The organism is Nostoc sp., assembly GCF_036919815.1.
GTDB lineage: Bacteria > Cyanobacteriota > Cyanobacteriia > Cyanobacteriales > Nostocaceae > Nostoc.
The window spans coordinates 114758-126237 of sequence record NZ_JBALCE010000094.1 but is presented as its reverse complement, the minus strand read 5'-3'; the positions used below and the strand labels follow the sequence as shown (position 1 = coordinate 126237).

Below are 11480 nucleotides of genomic sequence, written 5' to 3'. Positions count from 1 at the left end.
CAAGTTGTAGTTTGCTGATTAACTGCATCAAAGCATCAATCACTTTTTGGTTGCGAGGGTCAATTTGCCTTAAGCTTTCTGCCGCTTGCCATCGGATATCATCATCCAATTGTGGTTTGCCAATTAAGTCCACCAAAGCATTAATCGCTTTTTGATTGCCAAAACCAATTTGCCCTAAGCTAGATACCACTAGCCTTCGGGTATCATCATCCAGTTGTGGATTGCCGATTAAGTCCACCAAAGCATTAATCGCTTTTTGATTGCCAAAGCCAATTTGCCCTAAGATTTTTACCGCTTCCCATTGGATATCATAATCCAGTTGTAGATTGCCGATTAACTCCACCAAAGCATCAATCGCTTTTTGTTTGCCAGAGCCAATTTGCCCTAAGCTTTCTGCTGCTTGCCATCGGATATCATCATCCAATTGTGATTTGCCAATTAACTCCACCAAAATATTAATCGCTTTTTGGTTGCCAGGGTCAATTTGCCCTAAGCTAGATACCACTTGCCTTCGGATATCATGATCCAGTTGTGGATTACCGATTAACTCCACCAAAGCATCAATCGCTTTTTGGTTGCCAGAGGCAATTTTTCCTAAGCTATATGCTGCTTGCCATCGGGTACCATCATCCAGTCGTGGTTTGCCAATTAACTCCACCAAAATATTAATCGCTTTTTGGTTGCCAGGGTCAATTTTTCCTAAGCTATATGCTACTTGCCTTCGCGTAAAATTATTCAGTTGTGATTTGCCAATTAACTCAATTAAGGCATCAATCGCTTTTATGCGATTTGTCTGAGGTAGTACTGTCTGTGCTTTTTCTATAATTGGGTAGAGAAATTTTACCCAATCGTTTTGTTCAACCTTAAACTCACCAAAGCCCCATTTAACGATTTCCGCCACAATAGCATCTGCGTTGCAAGAATTTTTCCACTCATCAACCCCCGCAGCAGCGAGAAAATAAGTGCGAAACTCATAAAATCCCTTTGTGACTCTATCAATAGCTCTGTATTCTCCGCACCCATCATCAAATTCCATCAACGCCTGAATAAACTCTTCTTTCTGTTTCGTCTCCACATCTTCACGTCCCAACCACAGCAAAATCACCTCTTTCCACTGCGGGGCAAAAATGCGATAATCGCCTAGCGCGGGGTTGTCGGGAACATGATTCAGAAACTCGTGCCAATCAGCGATCGCCAACGCTGCAAAATATTCCTCAAATGTGGGATGGTAAAAAGCGTAAACTTTCTCTTTCGTTGCTGATTCTGCAGCTAGTCCAACTTCATTTAGCCATCCCAACTTTAACGCTAACCAAAATAAAGAATTTTCCTGTTTTGGATCGCCTAATTCCTCACGCACAAGCTTATGTCGTAGCCTAAACCGTGACGTTTCTTGATCAATTGCCCGTTTTGCCAAACGTCCCAACGCTGCGTTTAATTCCTCTTGCTGCTGTTCGGTGGTAGGGAAGCGGTTTTCTTTCCACTTGTAAACCTCTTCCACAAACTGCTGATAAAGTCCGGCTTTAGTTTCAGGTAAACCTCGATCTGAACCTTGCCAAGTGCTACACAACAGCGCTAACCGCAAAGGATTTTTAACTAAATCTTGGATGCGCTGACGTTCAGCTTGATTTAACTCCTTCCATAATTGTTCCCCCTTGTTACTCCCCCTCTCCTTAATAAGGAGAGGGGGCTGGGGGGTGAGGTTCCGAGGTTGAAACCACTTCTCAATAAACTCTTGCACTTGTTGCGGATATTCAAAATTGAGTAACCGATATGTCTCGAAATCTGCCAAAGCGCCCGCGTTTGCTTCCCAAACATTCATCCGACAAGTCAGCACAACCCGCGCATTTTTCACCCATCCCGTCAACTGCTGGGAAATCTCAGTTAATGGCTGGAGTGAAGACATTTCATCTGCTGCATCCAACAATAACCACACACGATTATTCTTGAATAAATCTACAAAAGCCTTTTTCTGTTCTTCTGTTGCATCTTCTACTGGTTCTAAAGCATCCTCCAGCAAACTTTGCAGCAGATAATCTTTTACACTCTTTCCTTGCAAGTCTGCCAAAGAAATCCAAATTGGTAAACCGAGATTATTGTCTAATATCCAAAAAGCTATAGTTTGCAACTGAGTAGTTTTTCCCGCACCCGGTTCCCCAATTAAAGCGATGCGGTGTCCTTGAGTTTTACCAACACCATTACGGATAATTTGCTCTAAAAAAGCCTCATGTTCAAATCGCTGCTTCTCTTTATAACTCGGTTCGTAAAGTCGTGAACCTTGTTCTGCGGAAATATCCTCGCTGCAAATCTTCGGTTTGGTACGCTCCACCAATGCTAAAGGGACATGAATTTCCTTTAACTCAAATTTCATCTCATCATCAGCAAACAGCAACTCATTTGTAGTGAGACGCTTGTGCTTTTCCAGCATAGCGCGGCAGGTTTTTTGCCAGTTAGACTCGTCTGATTTCTGGGAATTTGCCTGTAAAGCTTTAGATTTTTCTAGTCTGTTGGTTTCCCATTCCTGTTCAAATTGCTTCAGGTTCTTTTCCTGATTTTTTGACCACAGTCTCAGCGTGAAGTGCCAAGTATCAGAACCCCTGGTTTGGGTGCGGTTGTCCTCCAGAATCTTCAAAAAGTCTTTTAGCAGATCCAGCGCTTCTCGAATTTGCGGTTTGGTTAATTTACCTGAATATTTATCTTTCGCTGTCAGGTATTCCAAAGCTACCAGGGTTGTGTCGATTATCAGCTTCGGGTTGGCACTGTCTTCTGCTTCCCACTTGAACTTAATATTAAAACTGTCTTCAAATTCCCAATTAGCAAAATCAAGCAAAGCCTCTAAAAGGCGCTTCACCCGTACTTTTACCTCAGAACCGTAAGTCTTTTTAGGCATGAAAGTCAAAGACAAATACCAAAAAGTTTGGGGCTACCCCTAATTGAATGTACCACCCCAAACCCATGTATTCCTGATTTTAACGATATTTTATCCACCTTGATTAGGTTCACCACCCCAAAGAGAAGCTGTATTCAACAACTCATTCAGGTGGTACGAAATGAAAAACAAGGGTCAAAACGCAAGTCAAAGAGCGATGTCTACGACGGGCTACGCCTACGCTTTCTTGCTAATTCTGCAAACAATATTAATTGGCGTAAATGCCGAAAACCGCCTTCAGCAAGGAGACTCACCAATTGAGGTTTTAATCTGGATGATTAACCAGTGTATTCCAGTGCTGAAACAAGCCAGCAGTTTCCAAGAAAAAGAGCCTGTTACCAAAACATTGCCGTTCTGAGGATAAATAATATCACAAAAACCCAATAAATCGCCGTTTTTACAATAATCAGTTCCTTGTAGAGACGGCGATTTATCGCGTCTCTCTTTAACCGTCAAAATGAGTCTGACAAGCTACTAGGTATATTTCAAAATTCAAATATGAGTTTTATATGTTAGTTCAGAAAACAAGTCTGTTGGTTCAGAACACAAGTCTGTTGGTTCAGAACACAAGTCTGTTGGTTCAGAAAACAAGTCTGTTGGTTCAGAAAACAAGTCTGTTGGTTCAGAAAACAAGTCTGTTGGTTCAGAACACAAGTCTGTTGGTTCAGAACACAAGTCTGTTGGTTCAGAACACAAGTCTGTTGGTTCAGAATACAAGTCTTTTGGTTCAGAACACAAGTCCGTTCTCAACGATTTGTTGTCTAGCAAAGAACCCCACCCCCAACCCCCTCCCCGCAAGCGAAGAGGGGGCTATGATGTATGTTATGTGATTAGGAAACGCTATAATTACTGAGCTAGCAATTCAATCTTATTAGAAAAAATATGTTTTTTGCAAGATTTACTGAACCACTATATTGTCACTTTAAGACACTCTAGAAAGATAAAGTTTAGTAAAAAGTTTGCATTAATGACACGCAAAAAGAGAAGCTCTCCCGTGCTAGAAAAAACCGAAGAGAAAGTAATCGGATTTAAATCAATTAATTCCAACCTCGATTTTGGTGATTCCATCAGTTTAAACCATTTAACCCAGTTAACCGGGCAACTCCGCAACGAAATTGACAATTATAATATGATGCTAACCGCTCTTGACTCCGCAAAGGCAGAAATAGAAACTCTTGAAAAAACCATTCGGGAAACTTCAGAACGCTTAGTCAGTGGTGTAGCGTTGAAGTATGGCAAAGACAGCCGGGAATACGAAATGACGGGCGGAGTACGCAAAAGCGATCGCATCCGTAAAGCCACTATCACCCGGTTAAAATCCACCGCAGACTCAAAAGCGTCCTCTACACAGACGGCGTAACAAGCAACAAGTAGGCATCATTATATCGTGAGTGATGCCTATTGCTTTGCGATCACGCTTGTCTCATTGTCGCTTTATTCCTCAATCAACTCAAAATCAACCCGTTCATAAATTTCACGCAACGTAATTTGAAAATCGATAGAGTCTAGAACTAAAACTGCCTCTTCACCTTCATATTCTTTAAAAATCCATTGACTTTCTGCTTGCTTTGCAAATTGTTCTACAGCAAAACTATACTGGTCAATCAAAATATATTCCTGAAAACCAGGAATAGAACGATAATATTTAAAATTATCTGTTTTGTCATAATTTTTAGTTGAATTTGATAATACTTCAACAATTAACAAGGGATTAGTAATAGTTGTTGTGCCTGTTCCGTCATAAATAGGCTTACCTTTGATGACTATAACATCAGGATAAGTATAAAGGCGATAACGGGGTATCGATACTTTAACATCAGCCATATATATGTCATAAGCTTGACCTTGTACTGTCAGGGGAAATTTTCTACAAAAATTGAGTGCAATCTTGTTGTGGTTAGTTGTTCCCCCTGTCATAGATATAATTTCTCCGTCTTTGTATTCATTTTTATATTCACCCTTCTCTTCTAATTCCAAATATTCTTCTAGGGTGTAGTAGCGCTTTTCTGTTTGTAAAACCATATTAATTAACTCACAAAATGGCGGAATGATTCTGTTATCAATAGTGTAATACCAATTCTATATGAGCCTGCGCTTTATTCACGTAGGGGCAATTCATGAATTGCCCCTACAGCCTGTAGTTTTGTATCAGTATTATGGGCGCATCTTCAAACATAAATGGTATAACGTACCCGAAAGATAGCTAAAATAAATAGTTTTGTTGTAAAAAGATGGTTGCAGACAATGTAACAATAGCGATCGCAAGCAAACACTTTTAACCATACCCACCAGTGAACGCCCCTACCAATATCTCTGCACAAACTCAGAATCGCAAAGCCGATCACATTCGGATCTGCTTAGAGGAAGATGTTCAGTGTGATCAAATCACCAATGGACTGGAACGTTATCGCTTCACCCATTGTTGCTTACCCGAACTAAACCACGACGATATTGATCTCAGTACAACTTTCCTGGGAAAACACCTGGGCGCACCCTTGTTAATTTCTTCCATGACTGGCGGTACAGAACAAGCCGGAATCATTAATCAACGTTTAGCCCAAGTCGCGCAACACTACAAAATTGCAATGGGTGTCGGTTCCCAGCGAGTAGCGGTGGAAAAACCCGAAGTGGCTGATACTTTTGCTGTCCGCAAGTATGCCCCCGATGTTCTGCTATTTGCAAATTTGGGCGCTGTGCAACTTAACTATAAGTACGGCTTAGATGAATGTTTGCGGGTAGTTGATATCTTAGAGGCTGATGCCCTAATTTTACACATTAACCCTTTACAAGAGTGCATTCAATCCAAAGGTGATACTAATTTTTGGGGTTTACTTGACAAGATTTATAAATTATGCTCTAAGCTACCAGTGCCAGTGATTGCGAAAGAAGTTGGTAACGGCATTTCAGCAGCGATCGCACAGAAACTGATCGCTGCTGGGGTAGCAGCAATTGATGTGGCTGGTGCTGGGGGTACTTCTTGGGCAAAAGTAGAAAGTGAACGGGCAGAAAATCCTTTACAACGTCGCTTAGGGAGGACTTTTGCCGATTGGGGTTTACCGACGGCAGAGTGCATTACAACTATTAGAGCGATCGCTCCAAATGTGCCCTTAATTGCTTCAGGAGGTTTGCGTCATGGATTGGATGTTGCAGCTGCGATCGCCTTGGGAGCAGATATAGCAGGTTTAGCAATGCCTTTCTTGCAAGCAGCAGCAACATCAGAGACAGCAGTTGCCGAACTAGCTGAAGTATTAATTGCCGAAATCACCACAGTCTTATTTTGCACTGGCAACGCCACCTTGTATCAGTTAAAGCACTCTGGCAGTTTACAGCGCATAGAATAAATTAAGTAGGTCATTAGTCATTAGTCATTAGTCATTAGTCAATGCCCAATGCCCCATGCCCCATGCCCAATTCCCAATACCTAATACCTAATAACTAATGCGTAATTTTCTCAAACAAACTTTTGCTAGTTTAATTGGCACCTTACTAGGACTAATTATTTTCGGTGGTTTGGGAACCACTGGACTGTTCTTGCTGATATTGGCTGCTACTTCCTCTAAAGATATTGGGCCAAAGGTGAAAGATAAGTCAGTGCTGGTTTTTGACTTGTCGATGAAAATTACTGATAGCGAACCTAGTTCAGGTGAAGTGTTTCAAAACACAATATCAGGCGTGGATGACGACAGAATCGCACTCCGCAAAGTTGTGGAAACTTTGGAAAAGGCGCGGCGCGATCCGCGAATTGTTGCGATCTACCTGGATGCAAGCAGCACAAGCCAAGTTAGTAACATCGGCTATGCTTCCCTGAAAGAAATTCGGAAAGCGTTGGAGGAATTTCGCGCTGCTGGGAAAAAGATTGTCGCTTATGGCAGTGATTGGAGTAAAAAGGAATATTACCTTTGTTCAGTGGCAGATTCGATTATAGTTAACCCTTTGGGAATAATGGAAGTCAACGGTTTGAGTTCAGAACCGATGTTCTACGCGGGTGCATTGCAGAAATATGGCATTGGTGTGCAAGTCGTGCGGGTGGGGAAATTTAAAGGAGCTGTTGAACCGTTTATCCTCACAAAGTTGAGTCCAGAAAACCGCGAACAAACTCAGAAATTGTTGGATGATGTTTGGGGAGAGTGGCGCACAACTGTCGGCGCAAGTCGGAAAATTGAACCTGGACAGTTGCAAGCGATCGCAGATAATCAAGCGCGACTAGAAGCCACACAAGCCAAAAGTAGCGGTTTAGTTGATCAAATAGCATACCTCGATGAAGTGGTAACTGACCTGAAAAAGTTGACACATAGCGATCAAGAAGACAAAACATTTCGACAAATTAGCCTGAATAGTTACGCCCAAGTTTCCGGCAAATCTTTGGGTGTAGAACGTAACTCCAAAAATCAAATTGCTGTTGTTTATGCTGAGGGCGAAATTGTCGATGGCAAAGGAGTAGATGGACAAGTAGGAGGCGATCGCTTTGCAAAAATCTTTAGCAAACTACGACAAGATAAAGATGTGAAGGCTGTTGTATTAAGAATTAATAGTCCTGGTGGTAGTGCTACCGCAGCCGAAGTCATGCAGCGAGAAATAAAATTAACTCGTGAGGCGAAACCAGTTGTAGTGTCAATGGGTGATGTCGCCGCCTCTGGTGGCTATTGGATTGCTAGCGACTCTAATCGCATTTTTGCAGAACCAAATACCATTACAGGCTCAATTGGGGTGTTTGGGTTGTTATTCAATGGGCAAAAGCTGGCGAATGATAATGGCATTACTTGGGATTCGGTGAAAACTGCACGCTATGCTGATAGTCAAACAGTTTCGCGTCCGAAATCGCCTCAAGAGTTGGTAATTTATCAGCGCAATGTTAACCGCATTTATAATATGTTTCTGAATAAAGTTTCTCAAGGTCGGAAACTGCCAGAGCAAAAAGTGGCAGAAATTGCCCAAGGACGGGTTTGGTCGGGTGTGGCGGCTAAGGAAATTGGTTTGGTGGATGAAATAGGTGGTTTGAATACTGCGATCGCTTATGCTGTCAACCAGGCGAAACTAGGAGAAGATTGGGAAGTGCAAGAATATCCTCGCACTAGCAACTTCGGAGAACGGTTTTTTGGGCGTGCAACAGAAGAAGCGCGGACTGCTTTAGGGATTGAGTCAGCGCAACTCAAATCAGCCAATCCCCTCACCGATGAATTCCAGAAACTGCAACAAGAAGTAGGGATTCTGCAAAAGATGAACGATCCACAGGGGGTTTACGCCCGCTTGCCTTTCAACTTGAAGATTGAGTAGATTACCCAAAACAAAAACTTCACCCTGTACTGACGGACATCCCTCTCCTTAGTAAGGCTACGGTGTACACACAAGTCGAATTACCCCCCTTAATCCCCCCTTAGAAAGGTGGGAAACAGGAAATTTAGTTCCCTCCCCTTTCTAACTACGGTGTTGTACACACAAATTGAATTACCCCCTTAATCCCCCCTTAGAAAGGTGGGAAACAAAAAATTTAGTTCCCTCCCCTTTCTAACTACGGTGTTGTACACACAAATTGAATTACCCCCCTTAGAAAGGTGGGAAACAGGAAATTTAGTTCCCTCCCCCTTTCCAAGAGGAGGGTTAGGGTGGGGTAAAACCTTGGTTAATCAGCTATTTCAGACTTGTGTGTACACTGTAGCCTTAATAAGGAGAGGGACAGGTTTTGCGTAGCAGAACCAGGGTGAGGTTTCTTAACCTCAGCGTATTGGGTTAGATGATATCCACCAACTCAACCACAGAAAATATCTCCGAAATTATACTGAACCATCTCCCCAACAATAATCCCTAAAATATACATATATATTGTCAGGATGCTGAATATGTCAGATTTACCGCTTCAGTGCCAAAATTTGAAAGAGCAGGTTGAGTCGATATTACAACTTTTACAGCAAGAACCAACGCTACGTTCCCAAGATATTACACCTATACAAACTTCTTTAAGTAAGGCAATTTCTCCCAAATTTGAGATTGTGTTTGCGGGTGCATTTAGTGCCGGTAAATCAATGCTAATCAATGCACTATTGGAGAGAGAATTACTGTACAGTGCAGAGGGACACGCTACAGGTACAGAATGCAAAATCGAGTATGCAGAAGTAGATAAAGAACGTGTTGTTTTGACCTTTTTAAGTGAAGCAGAGATTCGGGAACAAGCAGTTTATTTGTGCCAGCAGCTAGGATTTAAGTCAGTAGCTAATATCAACCAAGCTGATGTAATCAACTTGCTATGTCAAGGTTCTGAAGCGATTATTCAGCAAGAGGGTGGTGAGAGTAAATCAGAACGTGCAAAACAGGCGAAGGCGTTAATGTTATTGCTAGAGGGATATATAGCAAACCGCGATCGCATCAATACGGTTAATAATGCTACATATTCAATGGAGCAATTTAACTTTTCTAACCTCAAGCAAGCGGCTGGATATGCCCGTCGTGGTAGTAATAGTGCAGTATTGAAGCGCATAGAATATTACTGTAATCATCCTCTGTTACAAGATGGAAATGTAATTATTGACACACCTGGGATAGATGCACCAGTAGAAAAAGATGCACAGCTAACTTATGCGAAAATTCAACATCCTGATACTTCGGCGGTGGTATGTGTGCTAAAACCTGCTGCGGCGGGTGACATGACAAAAGAAGAAACACAACTTTTGGAATTAATGCGGCAGAATGGGGGAGTACGCGATCGCGTTTTCTATATCTTCAACCGGATCGATGAGACTTGGTACAATACCGAACTACGGCAACGATTAGACGATTTAATTAGTGGGCAATTTCGCAATACAAACAAGCTTTATAAAACCAGTGGATTATTAGGCTTTTACGGCAGTCAGATTAAACAGACAAGTCAACAAGATAGATTTGGTTTAGATTCTGTTTTTGCAGAAAGTATTAAAGGTTCAGATGGTAAAGAAGAAACACCCCAATTTGTCTATGCGTTTAACAACTACTGTGTAAATTCCGGTAAACTATCTTCCACTAAATTCCGTGTCTCTGTTAACGGCTTTGAAACCCCAAATCAAAATTATGTACGGATTCTGGGAGATTGGGGAAATGAACTTATAGAAAAGCTAATTCATGATAGTGGTACTGAGGAATTCCGCACAGCTATTACTCGCTATCTTGCTGAAGAAAAGCGTCCGCAATTGTTTAGAAATCTTGCTGATGACTTGGAAGATGTTTGTATTAAACTGAAAAAACATTATCAGAGTGTCCAACGTAATTTAGATAGTCAGCCTCAAGAAATTGAGGCGATGAAAGCGCAAGAGTTGCAACGCCTAAATCAGCAACTACAGCACATCGGTAGAGAATTTAATGAGCATATCACAGAAGAAGTTAACCATATAATTAATAATTCCTGTGATGCTTTTGAAGCAGATTTTAAGCAATTGCAATCACGAATGATTCGCCGTTTAGATGAATTACTAGATAGTTTTTCTGTAGCTGATGCTTATCGACGTGCAACCATCAGCCATCCTCGCAACGCTACCGCGCCTTTAATTGCTATTTTAGTAGAGGCATTTTATTACTTAGCAAATCAATTAGAAGATATTTTGATTGAATCTTCTCAGCAAGTAGTTGCGAATTATTTCCAGAGGTTGATTGAAAAGATTCGGAAATCAGAATATTATCGCCAGTTGTATCGTTTATTAGATCATGATGGCGGAATTGAACAACAGATCAGAATTTTAGAAAGAGTTGTTACTCAAGCATTAATGAGTGCAGCTAGTGTAGAGTGCGATCGCTTTGTGCGAGAAAGTCCGAGATTTTACGATGAAGGCACTTTTTCTATATATCAATTTCGCCAGACTTTGTTACAAACTTCTCAAGGTTACGACGCTGAAAGTATCGTGGAAGCAGAACCAGCAATTAGGCAGTTATTGAAGTTAGATTTTGAGCCAAAAGTTTCCCAAACTATTCGTAAATCTTACCGTCAAACTATTAACCAAACGCTGAAAACTCAGTTGTTACCAATGGCAGAACAGCAAGCAGATGAAATTTTGCAGCAATACCCGCAGGCGCGTGCTTATTTAGAGAAAACATTGGAACAAGAAGCTGAAGAAAAAATTGCGAATAATCGCCGATTATTGAATGTTATTGAAGAAAATATGGAAACATATAATTCAGCAGTTTCTAGTATCAATGGTTGTTTACAGGGGATGCAATTATATGACCATCTTTTGCCTGAAATTGGTAATGCAGACTTGATATCTGCTAACCCTGATTCATTAGACACTAATGGCAAATTTGCTACTAATGGATTTGTGATTTCAGATAGGTTAGTTGATGAGGTAGCAAAGGTTTAGTATAGTGTAATACCCGTAATTTACTGTGATTTTAGGCACTTATTGATCCCCCCTAGCCCCTTTTAAAAAGGGGGGAACCGGAATCAAAGTCCCCCTTTTTAAAGGGGATTTAGGGGGATCTAAAACGTTTTGTTACCGGGAAGAGGACTTTTAAAACATCCTCTAACACACCATTTCCGATTTTCGGTGCGTTACGGAAGCTGTAACACACTCTACACTATCTTCTAATTCTTTGC

8 protein-coding genes are annotated in these 11480 nt (G+C 41.4%); 5 read left to right on the top strand and 3 right to left on the bottom strand.

Annotated features, from left to right (window positions below; translation table 11 throughout):
• Window positions 1–2887, bottom strand: a 2887-nt coding sequence (locus V7K15_RS22690) for a HEAT repeat domain-containing protein (RefSeq protein ID WP_334908991.1), incomplete at its 3' end; no start/stop codon positions are given.
• Between the two features lie 160 nt (window positions 2888–3047).
• On the opposite strand from V7K15_RS22690, the gene V7K15_RS22685 reads away from it, so the two are divergent.
• Window positions 3048–3284 (top strand): hypothetical protein, encoded by a 237-nt coding sequence (locus V7K15_RS22685; protein WP_334908989.1) that lies wholly within the window; start codon window positions 3048–3050, stop codon window positions 3282–3284.
• Between the two features lie 134 nt (window positions 3285–3418).
• On the opposite strand, the gene V7K15_RS22680 is transcribed toward V7K15_RS22685, so the two are convergent.
• Window positions 3419–3694, bottom strand: coding sequence for a hypothetical protein (locus tag V7K15_RS22680; RefSeq protein ID WP_334908987.1), 276 nt, complete (start codon window positions 3692–3694; stop codon window positions 3419–3421).
• Between the two features lie 199 nt (window positions 3695–3893).
• On the opposite strand from V7K15_RS22680, the gene V7K15_RS22675 reads away from it, so the two are divergent.
• The gene (locus tag V7K15_RS22675; RefSeq protein ID WP_334908985.1) at window positions 3894–4286 is read left to right on the top strand and encodes a hypothetical protein; all 393 of its coding nucleotides are present in this window, start codon (window positions 3894–3896) and stop codon (window positions 4284–4286) included.
• Between the two features lie 74 nt (window positions 4287–4360).
• On the opposite strand, the gene V7K15_RS22670 is transcribed toward V7K15_RS22675, so the two are convergent.
• A complete protein-coding gene (locus V7K15_RS22670; protein WP_334908982.1) occupies window positions 4361–4948 on the bottom strand; it encodes a Uma2 family endonuclease in 588 nt (195 codons plus the stop codon).
• Window positions 4949–5217: 269 nt separating this feature from the next.
• Here V7K15_RS22670 and fni point away from each other — a divergent pair, with 269 nt between their 5' ends.
• From fni to V7K15_RS22655, 3 genes are all read left to right on the top strand, one after another.
• A complete protein-coding gene (gene fni, locus V7K15_RS22665) occupies window positions 5218–6267 on the top strand; it encodes a type 2 isopentenyl-diphosphate Delta-isomerase (RefSeq protein WP_334908980.1) in 1050 nt (349 codons plus the stop codon).
• A gap of 97 nt (window positions 6268–6364) precedes the next feature.
• The gene (sppA, locus tag V7K15_RS22660) at window positions 6365–8200 is read left to right on the top strand and encodes a signal peptide peptidase SppA (protein ID WP_334908978.1); all 1836 of its coding nucleotides are present in this window, start codon (window positions 6365–6367) and stop codon (window positions 8198–8200) included.
• Between the two features lie 563 nt (window positions 8201–8763).
• A complete protein-coding gene (locus tag V7K15_RS22655; RefSeq protein ID WP_334908976.1) occupies window positions 8764–11244 on the top strand; it encodes a dynamin-like GTPase family protein in 2481 nt (826 codons plus the stop codon).
• Window positions 11245–11480: the final 236 nt, after the last annotated feature.